Below are 16680 nucleotides of genomic sequence, written 5' to 3'. Positions count from 1 at the left end.
AGCCGTAGACCCCGCATCGACGGATCGACGGATCGAGGAGCGAGTCCCATGCGCATCGTGAGCATCGCGTTCATGAGTCTGGACGGTGTCGTGCAGGCGCCCGGCGGTCCCGAGGAGGACACCGACGGCGGCTTCGCGCACGGTGGCTGGACGGGTCCGTTCTTCGACCCGGAGGTGGTGGGCGGAGCCTTCGACGACGCGCTGAACGCCGCCGACGCGGCGTTGTACGGCCGCCGCACCTGGCAGGCCATGGCCCGCGCCTGGCCGGAGCGCGCCGGCGACCCGTTCGCCGACCGGCTGAACGCGCTGCCGAAGTACGTCGTCTCCCGCACCCTGGTCGAGGACGACCTGACCTGGGACAACACCACCCTCATCCCCGGTGACGAGGCCCCTGCCCGCCTCCGCGCACTGCGCGGCGGGGACGACGGCAACCTGCTGGTCATGGGCAGCCCCACCCTCGTCCGCAGCCTGCTGGAGGAGGACCTGGTCGACGAACTCCGCCTGATCGTCATGCCGGTGCTGCTCGGCGGCGGCAAGTCGGTCTTCCCGGTCGGCGGCGCCCTCCGCACCCTCGAACTCGCCGCCAGCACGACCAGCCCCGCCGGTGTGCTGGTGTGCACCTACCGCCGCGCCGTCGCGGATGGCTGAGCCGGCCGCAGCGACGCCGGCCACGCCGGGCCCACCGCGCCGAGCACTGGGACGCCCTCTACGCCGCCGGCCGCGGCTTCGCGCCGCTCGGCGACACCGAGCGGCGCCTTCTCGCGGACCTCTGCCCGGCGCGGGCGGGCGCCCTCGCGCTGGAGGTGGGATGTGGCCTGGGGGAGCTCGTCCTGCGCAGCCCGGTGCGCGGGACGAGGACCACGGCGACGTCCTGAGGATGACGGGCGGGGGTACGCGCGGCGCGCGGTGACCCTCGTGGGCTGCTGCTGCCGGGGCACCGACAGGGCCGCAGCGGCCCACGGCGCCGGTCAGATGAGGGGCCTGCCGTTGCGGCGGGCCTCGGCCCACTCGCGGTAGAACGCCCGGCTGATCACGAACAGCACGCCGGCCACGATGACCGGCCATATCAGGATGTACACGGTCAGGGCGAGAGTGGTCACGGTGCCTCCGGGGTGGTCACTTGGTCTTCACGGTCGACTCGGTCTCGGCGTCGTCGATGCCCGGCTGTGGCGGAACGCCTGCCTCGACGTCGTGGGCGGCTGGTGCCCGGGCCCCGGCTTCGCCGTCGTCGAAGTCGCCGGTGCGCTGGGCGATGACGGCGAAGTCGAAGCCTTCCCGCTGTCGCGTGGACATGGCCCAGCAGATGATGGTGCTGACGGAGTAGGCGACGAGGGAGCCGCACAAGGTCGCGTACTCGTGCAGGGAGCCGATGGCGAACGGGGCGGAGACCGCTGTCGCCAGCACACCGACGACCTTCGCCACCTTCGCGCCCAGGAAGCCGAACACCATCAGGCCCAGGACGACGCCGATGCCGATGACCGACAGCACGTCCACGGTGATGCCGACGGCTCCGTGGGCGGCTTCCATGGGGACCCAGGCGAAGCGGACCGGCAGGAACACCGCGAGGGCCGCGAGTACCGAGGTGGTGAACGCCCTTCCGGTGACCTTGTCCCAGTAGAAGCTGGCCAGTACCGGGAAGACGAGCGCGCCCCACAGCGCGCCGACGAACACCAGCAGGTCGAGGATGCTCAGTTGCAGGCTGGCGAAGGCGACGGCCGCAGCGGTCGCCACGACCATCGTGATGCGTCCGACGAGCAGCATCGTTCGCGGGTTCGCGTTCTCCTTGCCGGAGATGTTCTGGCCGTAGACGTCGGTCATCATGATCGAGGACAGTGCCGAGAGGTCGGAGTCGGCGGTGGAGGACAGTGCGCCGATGATCATGATGAAGAACGCGGCCAGCAGAAGGGGCGGCAGGTAGGTCGCGGCCATCCCCGGGATGATGTTGTTCGGATCGCCGCCGGTCGGCTCGAAGCCCAGGTACAAGGCGAGTACACCGAGCATGCCGACGCCGATCACCATTGCGCCGTAGCCGATGGTCGCGGTGACGAAGGTCGGCTTGATCAGGGTCTCCTTCACCGCGAAGAGCCGCTGCGCGATGGTCTGGTTGCCGATCGCGTACGCCAGCACCGCGGCGATGTAGGGGGCGCCCTGCTGCATGAACGCCTCGCTGGAGAAGAAGTTTCCCTGCTGCGGGGTCAGGTTTCCCGCGCCCGTCTCGAACACCGCCGGGAAGTCCGCCGCGACGAAGACGAACGGGACGATGACGGCCACCGCTCCGAGCATCGCGAGGACCTGCACGAAGTCGGTCAGTACCGAGGCGCGGAAGCCGGACCACAGGGTGTAGAGCAGGACGCCCGCAGCCACGGCGAAGACGCCCTGGACGAAGGTGAACGGCGAGAGCAGGGAGATCAGCACGCCACCGGCGATGAAGTTCGACATGAGGCTGATGAGGCTGCCCACGACGTTGGAACCGGCGAGCATCAGCTGGCTGGAGCGGCCGTGCCGCGCGTACATCACCTCTGCCAGCGTGTGGGCCTTCGGCGCGACTGCTCGGATGCGCTTCCCGAAGGGGTAGATGAAGAGGATCATCAAGGCGCCCCAGAGCCCGTAGTGGACGGGCCCCGATATGCCGTACTGGTATCCGGACGTGGCGGACGCGTACATCGAGGACGCCCAGATCCAGGTCGCCGTCATGCTGGCGGCGGAGATCCCGAAGCCGATGTTGTTGCCGGCGGTCATGTAGCCGTCGGCGTTCTCTTCCCTCTTGCCGATGCGGGTCGAGATCAGGAAGGTCCCTCCGTAGAAGAAGACCAGCAGACCCACTGCTACCACGGCGCTGAACCGGGCTGTCTCCAGTCCGTCCACAGGCGCCACCTCCTCGTGCTCGGTGGAGCCCGGTCGGCCGCGGCTCCGGCACCGGCCGGAGGCCTGTGGGCGCGTTCTCGCGCTGCGATCGACGGGAAGGGGCTCCAGGCCCGGCAACGGCGGCGTCGGCACCGGTACCGGGGGCGTTCACAACAACGTGCGGACCCTTTGAACCCGCAAACCTTCCGCACGTTAACAGCCTCTTTACGACGGGACCGTCCGTGGGCGGCTCCGCGGTCCGTGAGGTGCACTCCTGCCTGATTCGGGGCAGTAACAGGTGATGCCTACACGTTCACTTCATCGACATGCCCGTTTTGTCATGCTCGTGGTGTCCGTTTGCGCCTGCTTCTTTACGCGTCGCAACTGCGACGTCAATGTGCTTTCGGTGTGGTAGGGATCACCGGCCACGATGCGTCCGGGCCCTCCGCCGGGCCCTCCGCCGGGCCCACCGCCGGGCCCACCGGGCGAGGGGGGGAGGCCCGTTTGGACATCAGACCCGACAGCCCGGCGCCGGGGCTCTCGTCACCGGATCCGGGCTGTCGGGCCGGGCTGCCCCGGGGGAACTACGACACGATGTCCTTGCGGGAGAAGTTGCGGAAGGCGAGGGCGAAGAGCACCAGCGCGAAGGTCACGGACACCGCAGCGCCCTTGATCATCCCGCCCCACTCCACCTGTGGTTGCAGCGCGTCGACCCAGGCGAACTGCCAGTGTGCGGGCAGGGCTTGACGCCAGCCGCCCAGCGCCTCCACCGCGTCCAGGACGTTTCCGATGATGGTCAGTCCCACGGCGCCGCCGACCGCGCCGAGCGGCGCGTCGGTCTTGGTCGAGAGCCAGAACGCCAGCCCCGCGGTGACCAGTTGGGAGACGAAGACGAACGCCACGATCACGCCGATCCGCAACAGGGTGTCGCCCGCCGGCAGCGAGCCGCCGGCAGGCAGCTTCAGCGGCCCCCAGCCGTAGGCGAGGGTTCCCGAGACGAGACCCACCAGGGGCAGCAGCAGCATTGCCGCCGCGCTGAACCCGAGCGCCACCGCGAGCTTCGACCACAGCAGCCGCGTGCGGGGCACGGGCGCGGCGAGCAGGTAGCGGAGGGACGACCAGTTGGCCTCGGAGGCGACCGTGTCGCCGTGGAAGAGCGCGACCGGCACGACCAGCAGGAAACCGGCCGACACGAAGAGGCAGGTGGCGGCGAAGTTCGCACCCGAGGCGGTGGCGGTGTCCATCAGGTTGATGCGCCTGCCGGGCCCGTCGTCGGCGGGGCTGCCTCCGATCGCGAAGGCCGCGATGAGGATCAGCGGCAGCGCCCCCAGCACGGCCGCCATCGCGAGGGTGCGGCGGCGCTTGAGCTGCCGCAGCGCCTCCACCCGCAGCGGCAGGGTGCGCCCGGCGCGGTAGCCGGGCGCGGACGGCCCGGACGCCCGTGCGTCGGGTGCGGACGCGGCGGGCGCCGGTGCGCCCGGTCCGGTGTTCACCGGGGCGCTCATGCGGATGCTCCGATCAGGGTGAGGAAGGCGTCTTCCAGGCGGTGGTGCGGGGCGACGCCGCTCACGGGTACGTCCAGACGCACCAGTTCGGCGACGAGCGTCGCGGCCGGCGCGCCGTCGAGCCGTACGAGCAGCCCTTCGTCGGCACGTACGACGGAACGGATCCCGGGCAGCGCCGCGATCTCCTCGACGGTCGGCTCGGGTACCGCGTGCTCGGTGGTGACGAGCAGGGTGTCGCCCTCGCCGGTGATCTCGCCGACCGGGCCCGCCTGGACCAGCTGGCCGCGGTCCATGACCACCAGGTGAGTGCAGCACTGCTCGACCTCGGAGAGCAGGTGGCTGGAGACGATGACGGTCCGGCCGTCGGCCGCGTAACGGGTCATCACCTCCCGCATCTCGCGGATCTGCGGCGGGTCGAGACCGTTGGTGGGCTCGTCCAGGATCAGCAGGTCCGGCATCCCGAGCATGGCCTGGGCGATGGCGAGCCGTTGCCGCATGCCCTGCGAGTACGTGCGGACGGCGCGGGCCAGCGCGTCGCCGAGCCCGGCGATCTCCAGGACCTCCTCCATCTGCGCGTCGGCGGCCGGTCGCCCGGTGGCCGCCCAGTACAGCTCCAGGTTCTCCCGGCCGGACAGGTGCGGCAGGAAGCCGGCTCCCTCGACGAACGCGCCGACCCGGGACAGCACGGGCGCACCGGGCCGGATGGCGTGACCGAAGACCCGGATCTCCCCTTCGTCGGGGCGGATCAGGCCCATCAGCATCCGCAGGGTGGTCGTCTTGCCTGCGCCGTTCGGGCCGAGGAGGCCGAGCACCTGACCCGGCTCGACGCGGAAGGACAGCTCCCGCACGGCGTACCGGTCGGACGCTCCGGCGTAGCGCTTGGTCAGGCCGGTGATCTCCAGCGGCACCTCGGCACGTCCGGGGTCCGGGGCGGGCGGCACGGACCGGCGGCGCGCGGTGAGCAGGAGTGCGGCGGCTAGCACGGCGCCCGTGGCGGGCAGCGCCCACACCCACCAGGCCAGCCCGGCGTCCTCGGTCCGCACGTCCGGCGCGGTGGGCACGGAGAGGGCTCCCGCCACGGAGGCGGTGTAGCGCGCGGGCTCGTCCGGGGACGCGTACCCGAGGTCGGTGGCGGCGAGGACCAGCCGCAGCCGGTGCCCGGCGTCGACCTCGTGGTCGATGGCCGGAAGGGTCAGCTCGACCTTCCGGCCGTCCTGCGCGTCCTCGATCCGGACCGGGGCGACCAGCTGCGAGGGCAGGACCTGCTGTCTGCCGCCCGGCCCGACGTCGTAGAGCTTGCCGAACAGCACCGCTTCGCCACTGTCGGAGGCCACTTCGACGTCGACGGTGGGCGTGCCGGTGATGCGCAGCGGGCGGTCCAGCGGAGCCGATTCGAACCGCGCGTGCTGGCCGGGGAAGTCGAGGGAGATCCCGACGCCGAACGAGGAGAGCGCGCCGGCGCCGCCGCCCAGTCCCGGGACGGAGGAGATCGCCGGCGGTGCGCCGCCCGCCGGGTTGGCGAAGGGCTGCTCCGGTCCGGAGAGTTCCACCTCGCGGGTGCCGGCGGTAAGGCCCGGGTAGGTGGTGCTGGTCGCGCCGCGCGAGGTCACCTGGCCGTCGGTGGAGTCGATGCCGCCGGTCCGGGTCACGCGGAACGCCGGGCCGGCGTCCGTGCTCTGGTCCTGCTTGAGGTGGCGGTCGAACCAGGCGCCGATGCGGGCCTCGACACGCGCGGTTTCGCTGTCGCCGCCGTCGTGGCCCCCGGCGATCCAGTCGACGGCGACGGGGGCGCCGTTGCCTCGGATCGCCTCGGCCATGGCGTCCGCGTGAGAGAGGGGGAAGAGCGAGTCGGACTGCCCCTGGACGAGGAGCGCGGGCTCGTCGATGCGGTCGGCGAACGCCGACGGGCTTCGGCTCTCCAGCAGCGCACGGGCCTCCGGGTCGGGCTTACCGGCCACGGCGACCCGCTGGTACATGGCGCAGAGTTCCTTCGTGAACGCGCCGCATGCCGTGGGGTCGGCAGGCGCCGATGTGCCGCCGTCGGCGGGCGCGTCCGCAGGGGCCGCGGAGTCTCCGGCGGAGTCCGCCCCGGACCGTGCGCGGCCGTCCGCGGGGTCCTCGGCAGGCGGCTCGCCGGTTGTCGGGCCGCCCGGTGCCAGGCCGCCGGGGGCGGCCGCCGTACCGGTCGAGAAGAAGATCCCGGCCCACAGCTTCTTGAAGACGCCGTCGGGGAAGAGCGCGTCGGCGAGGTTCCCGTAGGTGATCCGCGGTGCGAGGGCGTCTACCCGCTCGTCGAGGGCCGTCGCCAGCAGGGAGACGGCGCCCCCGTACGAGGAGCCGCTGATGCCGACGCGCGGGTCGCCGTCCCCGTCGAGCTGCACCTCGTCACGCTCCGCCAGCCAGTCGATGAGTCGGGAGACGTCCGCGACCTCGCCCTCCGGGTCGTTCAGGCCGATCTTCCCGGTGGACTCACCGAAGCCGCGCGCGGACCAGGTGAGGACGGCGTACCCGTCCCGCGCCAACTGCTCGGCCTGCCCGCGGACGTCCTGCTTGCTGCCGCCGAAACCGTGCGCGAGGAGCACCGCGGGGCGCGGTCGGGCGCCACCCGTCGTGAAGTACGAGGTGTCGATCTCCGCCCCCGGCATGTCGTGTACCCGTTCCAGGCGGTGCACGGTGGGTGCTGAGTCGTCGGCGGACGCGGTCCAGGCGCCGGCACCGGCGAGTACGGCGAGGGCCGAGGCGCCCGCGAGCAGGCGGCGGCTCCTCGGCCGGGGAAGTCGGATCTGCATGAGGAAACCCTAAGTGGTCGACTCCGTAAGTCCTTCGGGGGTCGACGTGAGGCCGGGGCACGTGCCAGGTCGCGTCGCCCCCACTGGCGCCCTACGAATCTGCGTGTCGTCGACTGCGTCGTGCATGTCGGGCGTCTTCTGCGCGGCGTTCTGCGGGTCGACTGAAGACTCCATCCAGGCCGCTGCCGCTGCCATCCCACTCTCGCCCCCGGCCATGCCCGCGCGATGTGCGTGAACCACACCCGTAGTCGCGAAGGCGTCCTGGCGTACCTCGCCGCCTGCGACGTCCACCGGGCCAGGGTGTTCGGCCGCACCGAGCCCAGGACCGGATCGACCCCTTCGTGGCCCTGGTCGCCCAGGTCATGAATCATCTCGTGCCACCCACCAGCAAGAACCCCTCAACGGCCTCACCCGCTAGCACGCACCAATTCGTAGGGGCACGGTGCGCGGACCGGTGTCGAGACCCCGGTCCGGGCCCCGCCACTGGTCCGCTCCGACCAAGCCCCGAGGGCCGGTGCACGACGTCCGAATCCCGCCGGTGACCCTGACGGGAACGCGCTTTTCTCGGGAGGGCGTGACAAGGCGTGGTGTCGCACACAGCGAAGGAGAGAAGCGTTGCCGGTCGTCGGCCAGTTCGTCCTGCTCGCCCTGGCATGGGGCTCCAGCTTCCTGTTCATCAAGATCGGGCTGGAGGGGCTGTCGCCCCTCCAGGTGGTCTGGGGGCGCATGGTGTTCGGCGCCGGCGCACTCCTGCTGACCACCTGGGTCATGCGCCGGCGGGTGCCCCGCGACCCGGTCCTGTGGGGCCATCTCACCGTCGTGGCGCTGCTGCTCTGCCTCGTGCCGTTCACGCTCTTCGCCTGGGCGGAGCAGCACATCCCCTCGGGGCTGGCCAGCACCTACAACGCCACCACGCCTCTGATGGCTATGGCGTGGTCCGCAGCCCTGCTGCCGGCCGAACGCCTCACCCGCCACGGCGCGGCCGGGCTGCTGCTCGGCTTCGTCGGCGTGCTGGTGATCCTCGACCCGTTCGGCGCTGATCTCGGCGGCAACCTGGCCGCGCAGCTCGCCTGTCTGGCCGCCACGGCCTGTTACGGCGTCGCCTTCGTCTACCTACGGCGTTTCGTCTCGCCGCGCCGGCTGCCCGCGCTGTCCGTCGCCGCCGTCCAGGTCACCGCCGGGGCGGTGCTGATGCTGGCGGCGACGCCGTTCCTGGCCCCAGCGCCGGCGATCGCGCCGACCTGGCCCGTGGTGTGCGCGATCGTCGCCCTCGGAGTCTTCGGCACCGGCCTCGCCTACGTCTGGAACACCAACGTTGTCGCGGCCTGGGGCGCGGCCGACGCCGCCGCCGTCACCTACCTGACGCCGGTGGTCGGCGTCACCCTCGGCGTCCTCCTCCTCCGCGAGCCGGTCACCTGGCCCCAGGCGGCCGGCACGGTCCTGGTCGTCCTCGGTATCCTCGCGACCCATCGCCGTCTGCCGGGCCTGCGCCGCGTGACCTCCGACGCTGCCCGGACGGCACCGGGTGGGCCGTCCCCGCGCACGTGGCGTCAGGGTGCGCGCGCGGAGAGTGGGCGGCACGAGTGACGAGGCGTCAGACATGTGGCGGCTCGTGCGCGGTGAATCCGTGCCTGATCGACCGGGCACGCCGTGGTGCAGGCGTTGCGTGAGCACGCGTCGGCCCCGGTGGGACCGCGGTTCTGTGCTTCGCCGCCTGCGGCTGATCCGTCGGCACGGGCCGGGCGGGGAGTCTCTGCGGCCGTGCGGGTGGCACCGTCAACGGTCGGTGTCCGGGTCGACCGCGGCCCCCGGCCCCTGGTCCGCTGTCGATGTCCGGTCCCGGGCCAGGCGGTCGCCCAGTTCGTCGAGGACCAGACCGTCGCGGTCGATCGCCCCGGTGCGGTAGGCGGTCCTCCCGACGACCTGACCGGTGACCGGCACGGTGATCAACTGGAACAGCGCCACCAGGGCCAGCATCAGGGCGTAGGGCAGCGGAACGTGCAGTGCGGTCCCTGTCAGGATCAGCAGCAGTCCGGCGGTCTGTGCCTTGGCCGCCGCGTGCAGCAGGGAGACGGTGTCCGGAAAGCGCAGTAGCCCCACCCCTCCGAGCAGACAGAACACCGCGCCGCCCAGGAGCAGAACCGCCGAAACGACGTCTCGGACGGTTTCCGGGTCCGGGATCATCGCATGCCCTCCCGTCGCTCAACGAGATGGGCCGCCGTCACCGTTCCGACGAAGGCCAGCAGCGCGAGCACCACCAGCACCGGCAGTGCGGTGACATCCCGGCGGGCTGCGATGCCCGTCGCCGCGCCGGCGACGATTAGCGTCACGAGTATGTCGAGAGCGATGATCCGGGACAGGACGCCGGGGCCGCGCAGCAGCCGCACCGTCGTGAGGAGACCTGTCACGGCCACCATGGTCAGGGTGATCTGAAAGACGAGATTCACGGCGGGTCCTCCTGCGAACCGTGCTTGCCGGGGCGTTCGGACGTTCCTGCCGTACCCCTTCTCCCCTCAGGGGGATCGGCTTCGGGCCGGGGCTTCTCACCGCGCGGCGCGAGGGCGCGGAGGACCTGTTGTTCCGCACGCGCGACGCCGGCACGGCGGCGTTCGGCCGCCGCGCGGTCGCGCACCGGGAGTGCGTGCACGTAGAGGAGACGCTGGTCCCGGTCGATCTCGACGACCAGGTCACCCGGGGTGAGCGTGGTCAGCGTGGCCGTGGCGGCGATGAGGAAGTCGGTGTCCGCGCTCAACCGGACCACGAGGACGGCCGTCCTCGCTCGCGGCCCGTGCCGCAAAGCCTCCCAGGCGACCGTGGAGGCGGAGGCCAGGACGTCGACGACGACGTGGACCAGGAGCAGGATGAGCCGCAGTGGCCGCACGGCGGCGTACGGACGGGCACGGGGAAGAGGAAAAGTGGCCACGACCGTCGCCGAGATCACGAGTCCGCCGAGCACGGTGAGCACGCTGGCCTCGCCCCAGAGCAGCAGCCACAGCAGCCACAGCCAGAGGAGGGACGGCACTCGCCGTAGGAACGGCTTGAACGGCTTGAACGGCCGACGCTGCGGCGCGTTCGCGTGGCCGTGTCCGTCGTCTGGGCGGGAGCGCCGGTCGGTCACCGCTGCGCTCCCTTCATGACGGCACCGCGGTACCCGTCCGGCCGCAGCAGATCCTGTGCGGCCCGGGTGCCGATGTCGGCCAGTGGACCGGCGGCCAGGGCGACGGTGAGGCCGATTGCGACCATTCCCGCTGTCGCGCCCACCATCAGGCTTCCGGCGCCCCGGCCGGCACCGGGCTGCCCCGTGTGGCGTCCGGCGGCGCTGGACGGCTCCTCGTCGGGCCGCACGGTGCGCAGGAACGCAAGACGCCAGATCCGTGACATCGCGTACAGCGTCAGCAGGCTGGTGAGCACCGAGGCGCCGGCCAGCATGTACGCGAGGGGGGTGCCGTTGCCGACCCCGGCCTGGAGCAGCGCGACCTTCGCGACGAAACCGGAGAACGGCGGTACGCCGGCCACACTGAGGGCCGGTAGCGCGAACAGCAGCGCGATCGCCGCGCTCGGGGCGGCGCGTCCGGCCATCCGGGGCAGGGCGGGGGTGCCGGTACGGGCCACCACGAGACCGGCGACCAGGAACAACGCAGCCTGTACCACGATGTGGTGGATCATGTAGAGGATTGTGCCGGTAAGCCCGGCGACGTCGAAGAGTGCCAGCCCGAACAGCATGTAGCCCATATGGCTCACGAGGGTGAACGCCAGAACCCTGTTCACGTCCTTGTGAGCGAGTGCGCCGAAGATGCCGACCAGCATCGCCGTCACGGCGGCGACGGCCAGCAGCACCCACAGCTCCGAGCGGGGGAACACGAGGGTCTGGGTGCGCAGGATCGCGTACATGCCAACCTTGGTGAGCAGTGCCGCGAACACGGCGGTGATCGGGGTGGGCGCGGTGGGGTAGCTGTCGGGGACCCAGAAGTGCAGAGGTACCAGTGCCGCCTTGACGCCGAACACGACCAACAGCAGCAGACCGAGGGCAGACCGAAGACCTTCCGGAAGTCCGCCGACGCGGCCGGCGAGCTGGGCGAGCGTGACCGTGCCGGTGGCGGCGTAGAGCAGCGCGATCGCCGTGAGGAACAGCAATGAGGAGACCAGGGAGGTGGTGACGTACGTCATCCCGGCACGGGTCCGGGGCTCCCCGGCATCCAGGGTGATCAGCACGAAGGACGCCGTGAGCATCATCTCGAAGGCGACGAAGAGGTTGAACAGGTCGCCCGTGAGGAACGCCAGCGCGACCCCGGAGACCAGGACCAGATACGCGGGGTGGAACGCGGTCGCCGCGCCGGGCCGCTCCTCCGCGGCGCCCTGTCCGATGGCGAAGACCAGCACCGCGAGAGCCACCGCGACCGCGGCGGTCAGCAGTAGCGTGGACAGCCGGTCTGCGACCAGGACGATTCCGGCGGGCGCGTCCCAGCCTCCCGCCCGCAGTACCAGCGGTCCGTTCCGGTCGGCGAGCACCAGCAGCGCGACCACATCGACGAGTACACCCGTCAGCACGGTGACACTGAGAACCTGCACGACCACCTGACGCCGCGTCAGCAGGGTCAGCCCGGCCCCGAGCACCGGCACCAGCACCGGAAGCGCGAGCAGCACCGTCATGACGGGCATCCCTCCGATCCGCCTGCCCCGGACGCGTCCTCCTCAACGGCGGGAACGTCGTCCGACGCCGGGTCCGCTCCCGCTCGTTCCCGCGAGGTACCGATCAGCCGGTCCTCCAAGTCGTCCTGCACCTCGTCGTGTCCGGACAGGCGCCACGACCGGTACGCCAGGGCCAGCAGGAACGCCGACAGACCGAAGGTGATGACGATCGACGTGAGCACCATGGCCTGCGGAAGCGGGTCGGCGAACCGCCGCAGGTCTCCGGCGGGGGAACCGCCCTCCACCACGGGTGGCTCTCCCGGCCCCCCTCCGGCCACCAGCAGCAGCAGGTTGGTGCCGTGGCCCAGCACCAGGAAGCCGAACACGATGCGCATCAGTGGCCGCTGCAGCATCAGGTAGAAGCCGACCGCGAACAACACCCCCACCGTGACGGCCATGGTGACGTCGAGATTTCTCATGCGGTCCGGTCCTCCAGCCTCTCGCCCACGGCCGAGAGCAGTTCCAGTGCGACTCCGACGACGAGCAGGTAGACGCCGACGTCAAAGAACACGCTGGTCGAGAACTTCACGGCGCCCAGCACCGGAAGGTGCGCGGAGACGAGGGCGCTCGTGAGCATCGGCGCGCCGACCGCGGTCGGCAGCAGTCCGGTGACGGCCGCGACCACCAGCCCTCCGCCGGCGACCACGCCCGGCCGTACGGGAAGGGCCAGCCCCAGGTCTGCACGGCCGACCACCAGGTAGCGCAGGATGAGTGCCTGGCCGGCGACCAGGCCCCCGGAGAACCCGCCGCCGGGCCTGTAGTGGCCCGAGAACAACAGGAAGAGCGAGAACACGATGATGGAGAGAAAGAGCAGCCGGGTGACGACCTCCAGCAGAACGGATCGGTCGGCCCCGAGCCGTTCGTGTGCTCCGGGGAGCCACCTGCCCCGCGGCTCATCCCAGAACGCCGTCTCCGCTTCGGACGCCCGCTGCTCATCATCCTCCCTCGCGGGCAGGGGCCCCGGCTCCCGGCGTCCCCGGATCCGGACCACGCTCACCACGCCGATCGCCGTCACCAGCAGCACAGCGATCTCTCCGAGCGTGTCCAACGCGCGGAACTCGACCACCACGGCGTTCACCGCGTTGTAGGCTCCCGTCTCCTCGATCCGCCGCAGCAACGTGTCCGAGGCGGGCCGGGAATGTGGTACGGACGTCGCCGCCAGTGTGAAGACGGCCACCATCACCCCGACGCCTACGGCCACTGTCGCTCGCAGCACGCGTACTCTGCGGGCCGTGTGCCCGGGAGTGAAGCGGGCCGGCATCCACCGCAGCACCAGCACGACCACGACCAGCGTCATGGTCTCGACCAGGAACTGCGTCAGGGCCAGGTCGGGCGCGCCGTGTGCCAGGAACAGCACGGCCACGCCGAACCCGACGGCGCCGACCAGCAGCATCCCCGTCAGCCGGTGTGTGGTGCCCGTGACGGCGGCTGCTGCCGACACCACCACCAGCGTCGCCGGCACCTCCACCGGTGACCACCACAGCGGTGGGGCGTCCAGCTGCGGGCTCTGCAGCAGCAGAGCGCCTCCTGGCACCAGCAGCACCGTGGCCAGCAGCACGGTCAGGTAGACCGGCAGTGAACCGGCCTGGGTACGCCGGGTGACGCGGACGGCGAGCACCCCCACAGCCCGCACGGTCGTGCGATAGCCAGGTTGTGGGCCCGGCGGGCGCAGTCGTCGGCCGAACCCGCGCATCCCCCGGCGGGCCACGGCGCCTCGCAGCAGGAACACCAGCACACCGGTGGTGAGGGTCAGGGCCGAGAGGCCCAGCACCGGCGTGAAACCGTGCCAGAGGTGCAGTTGGTAGAGGCCCTCCGGCCCTGGCTGGTAAGAGCGGGCGTACGCGAGAGCCAACTCCGCGGTCCCCTCGTACCAGACGCCCAGCACCGCCCCCGCCATGGCGAGGGCTGCCGGTGGGGCGAGGAGAGCGGCAGGCGGAGGTGTCGCGCTCCCCGCGGCACCGCCCGGCCGGCCACCGAAGGCCCCCCACAGGAAGCGGGCACCGTAGGCTACGGTGAGCGCCGCTCCCACGGAAAGCCCCGCCAGCAACCAGAGATGCGCGGGCAGTTCGTCCCCATGCAGGAAGGACTGGAGTGCCGTCTCCTTGCCGAGAAACCCCACCAGGGGCGGCAGTCCCGCCAGGGATGCCACGGCCAGTGCGGCGACAGCGCAGGACAGTGGCCATTCTCTGCCCACACCGGACAGAGCGCGCAGATCCCGGGTCCCGGTCTGGCGATCCAGGATCCCCACCGTCAGGAACAGCGCCGACTTGTACGCCGCGTGCGCCAGCAGCAGCACCACACCGGCGAGTGCGGCCGTCCGGGTGCCCGCTCCGAACAGCACGGTGAGCATGCCGAGCATGCTCACCGTGCCGTAGGCGAGAAGCCGCTTCAGATCCGTCTCCCGCAGAGCCTGGACAGCCCCGGCCATCAGGGTGAGCAGCCCTACGCAGAGCACGAGCGGACGCCACACCGGCACCTCGGCGAAGCCGGGCGCCAGCCGGGCCACGAGGTACACGCCCGCCTTCACCATGGCCGCCGCGTGCAGGTAGGCACTCACCTGCGTCGGCGCGACCATCGCGGCCGGCAGCCAGCCGTGCAGCGGCACCTGCGCGGACTTGGCGAAGGCGCCGACGAGTACGAGTACCACCGCCGCGGACACCGCGCCGCCCCGCGGCGGATCGGCCAGGATTTCGGACAGCCGGTAGGTGCCCGCCGACTGGCCCAGCATCACCATTCCCAGGAGCATGGCCAGTCCGCCGGCCACCGTGACGAGCAAGGCCTGCTCGGCGGCTGCGCGCCGTTCTGCCCGCTCGCCGCGGCCAGCGATGAGAAGGAAGGAGACGACCGAGGTCAGCTCCCAGAACACGTACAGCAGCAGTAGGTTGTCGGCGAGGACGAGCCCGGTCATCGCCCCCGCGAACGCCACCAGCAGCCCGGCCTCTCGGCCGACGTCACGCTCGACATAGGTGCGGGAGAAGCCGAGCACGGCGACACCGACGCCGCCCACCACCCACAGCATGGCCAGCGAGAGGGCATCCATCCGCAGATCCAGGACCAGACCGAGAGAGGGCGCCCAGGCGAAGCCCGCCGTCACCGGTTCGCCCTCCAGCACACGGCCCGCCTGTACCGAGCTCCAGGACAGCGTGGCCAGGGGGACGAGCGCCGCGAGCATCCACACCCAGCACCCCAGACGCCGCGCAGCCCAGGGGAGAGCCGCTGCGACCCCGGCGTGCGCGGTCAACAGGAACCACACGGTCCGCCCTCCTGGTGCGCTTCCGGGAATCCTCCCTCGCCCGTCGCCCGCAGGGGGGCCACCACGCGGTGACGTCGGCCCGCTCCCGCCCGTTCGCCACACCGCCGCACTCTGGTCGACCTACGGGGCGGGGTGACCGCCGTTCACCCGGCATGTCGTCCTTCGGGAAGTCGGCCGCCCGAAGAGGTGGGCATCCGGGTCGACGCTCCTCCGGGCGACGCACTTCTCCACCCCGGACGCCGGGGGTGGTCGGCACAGCGGGGCGACCGGAGTGGCTGAGAAGCCTGGCGTCTGCTTCGGCGCACTCGCATGTCCGCATGGCAAAACGCGTTATGCACCTTACGCGGGTCCGTGCCAGGCTGCTCCTCGTGCTGGGGATAACGGACCTCCCCACCTACCTGGTGGGGCTCGCGCTGATCATTCTGCTGCCGGGACCGAACTCGCTCTACGTCGTGTCGGTCGCGGCGCGGCGCGGCGTGCGCGCCGGGTACCGGGCGGCGGGCGGAGTGGTGTGCGGGGACGCGGTGCTGATGGCGCTCTCAGCGGGCGGAGTGGCGTCGCTGCTCCAGGCCAGCCCGCTGGCGTTCTCGGTGGTGAAGTTCGCGGGTGCCGGGTATCTGACCTGGCTCGCCGTCGGCCTGCTGCGCGGGGCCTGGCGGCTCTGGCGCCGCCGGAGCGAGAGGCGTGCACCCGATGCTCCGGCCGAGGCCGCGGTCGGTGACACCGGGGAACGGCCGTACCGCCGGGCGCTGGTGGCCAGCCTGCTCAACCCGAAGGCGATCCTGTTCTTCGTCTCCTTCTTCGTGCAGTTCGTGGACCCGGCCTACCCGCACCCCGCGCTGTCGTTCGTCGCGCTGGGGCTGTGGGCGCAGCTGTTCAGCATCGCCTACCTGTCCGTGCTGATCTTCTCCGGTACGCGACTGGCAGCCGCCTTCCGCCGGCGCCGGCGCCTCCAGGCCGGAGCGTCGGCCGCTGCCGGAACCGCGTTCCTGGGCTTCGCCGCGAAGCTCTCCCTGGCGAGCTGACCCCGCACATGGCCCTGAGCTGGCCCCGGTGTGAGGAGGGGCAGGTCCGGGCCGGTGCGGGGCTCGCCGAAAACCCTTCGAGACGACGCACACGCCGCCTCTATGATGAGCCGATGCCGTCGATCAAGCAGATCCAGATCACTTTCGACTGCGCGGAACCGGAGCGCGTCGCGCGCTTCTGGCGCGAGGCGTTGGGGTACGAGGTGCCGCCGCCACCGGAGGGTTTCGCCACCTGGAGTGATGCCGACCGGGTCCGGCCGCCCGGGCGCCAGGGGTCGGCGTACGCGTGGATCGACCCTGTGGGCACCGAGCCGCGGATGTTCTTCCAGCGCGTTCCCGAAGGCAAGACCGTCAAGAATCGCCTGCACCTCGACGTGCGGACCGGCACCGGGCTCGTGGGCGAGGAGCGTGTGGCCGTGCTGGAGGCCGAATGCGCACGGCTCGTTGCGCTCGGCGCCGTACGCGTGCGCCTGCTGCCCGCCGACGAGGAGAACGAGTCCTGCCTCGTGATGCAGGACGTCGAGGGCAACGAGTTCTGCCTCGACTGACCGTTCGCGCCGGGAAAAGGGCCCCGG

The 16680-nt window shown here is 71.5% G+C and carries 14 protein-coding genes; 4 read left to right on the top strand and 10 right to left on the bottom strand.

Going from position 1 to position 16680, the window contains the following annotated elements:
• Positions 1-48 precede the first annotated feature (48 nt).
• Positions 49-648, top strand: coding sequence for a dihydrofolate reductase family protein (locus tag E4198_RS04095; RefSeq protein WP_136181948.1), 600 nt, complete (start codon positions 49-51; stop codon positions 646-648).
• A 320-nt stretch (positions 649-968) separates the two neighbouring features.
• On the opposite strand, the gene E4198_RS25130 is transcribed toward E4198_RS04095, so the two are convergent.
• The 4 genes from E4198_RS25130 to E4198_RS04075 form a co-directional block, all read right to left on the bottom strand.
• Positions 969-1100, bottom strand: coding sequence for a putative transporter small subunit (locus tag E4198_RS25130; protein WP_027763205.1), 132 nt, complete (start codon positions 1098-1100; stop codon positions 969-971).
• 16 nt (positions 1101-1116) lie between these two features.
• Positions 1117-2865, bottom strand: a complete 1749-nt coding sequence (locus E4198_RS04085) for a sodium:solute symporter family protein (RefSeq protein WP_136181946.1) — start codon at positions 2863-2865, stop codon at positions 1117-1119.
• 563 nt (positions 2866-3428) lie between these two features.
• On the bottom strand, positions 3429-4349 hold the full coding sequence (locus E4198_RS04080; protein WP_136181945.1) for an ABC transporter permease: 921 nt from the start codon (positions 4347-4349) through the stop codon (positions 3429-3431).
• Positions 4346-7138, bottom strand: a complete 2793-nt coding sequence (locus tag E4198_RS04075) for an alpha/beta fold hydrolase (protein WP_136181944.1) — start codon at positions 7136-7138, stop codon at positions 4346-4348. The genes E4198_RS04080 and E4198_RS04075 overlap by 4 nt, the downstream gene beginning before the upstream one ends.
• A gap of 615 nt (positions 7139-7753) precedes the next feature.
• Between E4198_RS04075 and E4198_RS04065 the strand changes: the two genes are divergently transcribed.
• Positions 7754-8725, top strand: coding sequence for a DMT family transporter (locus E4198_RS04065; RefSeq protein ID WP_136181943.1), 972 nt, complete (start codon positions 7754-7756; stop codon positions 8723-8725).
• A 189-nt stretch (positions 8726-8914) separates the two neighbouring features.
• On the opposite strand, the gene mnhG is transcribed toward E4198_RS04065, so the two are convergent.
• Genes mnhG through E4198_RS04035 form a run of 6 tightly spaced genes read right to left on the bottom strand, consistent with a single transcriptional unit; the run spans position 8915 to position 15080 of the window.
• Positions 8915-9322: a monovalent cation/H(+) antiporter subunit G gene (gene mnhG, locus E4198_RS04060; RefSeq protein ID WP_136181942.1), complete on the bottom strand. Its 408-nt coding sequence runs from the start codon at positions 9320-9322 to the stop codon at positions 8915-8917.
• Entirely contained in the window at positions 9319-9585 is a 267-nt protein-coding gene (locus tag E4198_RS04055; protein ID WP_136181941.1) for a monovalent cation/H+ antiporter complex subunit F, read from the bottom strand. The genes mnhG and E4198_RS04055 overlap by 4 nt, the downstream gene beginning before the upstream one ends.
• Complete coding sequence (locus E4198_RS04050; RefSeq protein ID WP_136181940.1) at positions 9582-10256, bottom strand: Na+/H+ antiporter subunit E; 675 nt, start codon at positions 10254-10256, stop codon at positions 9582-9584. Before E4198_RS04050 ends, E4198_RS04055 begins: the two co-directional genes overlap by 4 nt.
• A complete protein-coding gene (locus E4198_RS04045; RefSeq protein WP_136181939.1) occupies positions 10253-11788 on the bottom strand; it encodes a Na+/H+ antiporter subunit D in 1536 nt (511 codons plus the stop codon). Before E4198_RS04045 ends, E4198_RS04050 begins: the two co-directional genes overlap by 4 nt.
• Positions 11785-12246, bottom strand: coding sequence for a Na(+)/H(+) antiporter subunit C (locus E4198_RS04040; protein WP_136181938.1), 462 nt, complete (start codon positions 12244-12246; stop codon positions 11785-11787). The genes E4198_RS04045 and E4198_RS04040 overlap by 4 nt, the downstream gene beginning before the upstream one ends.
• Positions 12243-15080: a Na+/H+ antiporter subunit A gene (locus E4198_RS04035; protein WP_136181937.1), complete on the bottom strand. Its 2838-nt coding sequence runs from the start codon at positions 15078-15080 to the stop codon at positions 12243-12245. The genes E4198_RS04040 and E4198_RS04035 overlap by 4 nt, the downstream gene beginning before the upstream one ends.
• Before the next feature lie 368 nt (positions 15081-15448).
• Here E4198_RS04035 and leuE point away from each other — a divergent pair, with 368 nt between their 5' ends.
• Together leuE and E4198_RS04025 are read left to right on the top strand one after the other, a co-directional pair.
• On the top strand, positions 15449-16105 hold the full coding sequence (gene leuE, locus E4198_RS04030; protein WP_136181936.1) for a leucine efflux protein LeuE: 657 nt from the start codon (positions 15449-15451) through the stop codon (positions 16103-16105).
• Between the two features lie 113 nt (positions 16106-16218).
• Positions 16219-16653: a VOC family protein gene (locus tag E4198_RS04025; RefSeq protein WP_136181935.1), complete on the top strand. Its 435-nt coding sequence runs from the start codon at positions 16219-16221 to the stop codon at positions 16651-16653.
• Positions 16654-16680: the final 27 nt, after the last annotated feature.

The organism is Streptomyces sp. RKND-216 (assembly GCF_004795255.1).
Taxonomy (GTDB): domain Bacteria; phylum Actinomycetota; class Actinomycetes; order Streptomycetales; family Streptomycetaceae; genus Streptomyces; species Streptomyces hazeniae.
This window is presented reverse-complemented; position numbering and strand designations above follow the sequence as displayed.

Coding starts and splice junctions, on each gene's coding strand:
- E4198_RS04045 (WP_136181939.1), bottom strand. CDS start 11,788: ATGACGGTGCTGCTCGCGCTTCCGGTGCTGGTGCCGGTGCTCGGGGCC.
- E4198_RS04095 (WP_136181948.1), top strand. CDS start 49: ATGCGCATCGTGAGCATCGCGTTCATGAGTCTGGACGGTGTCGTGCAG.
- E4198_RS04025 (WP_136181935.1), top strand. CDS start 16,219: ATGCCGTCGATCAAGCAGATCCAGATCACTTTCGACTGCGCGGAACCG.
- E4198_RS04080 (WP_136181945.1), bottom strand. CDS start 4,349: ATGAGCGCCCCGGTGAACACCGGACCGGGCGCACCGGCGCCCGCCGCG.
- E4198_RS04040 (WP_136181938.1), bottom strand. CDS start 12,246: ATGAGAAATCTCGACGTCACCATGGCCGTCACGGTGGGGGTGTTGTTC.
- mnhG (WP_136181942.1), bottom strand. CDS start 9,322: ATGATCCCGGACCCGGAAACCGTCCGAGACGTCGTTTCGGCGGTTCTG.
- E4198_RS04075 (WP_136181944.1), bottom strand. CDS start 7,138: ATGCAGATCCGACTTCCCCGGCCGAGGAGCCGCCGCCTGCTCGCGGGC.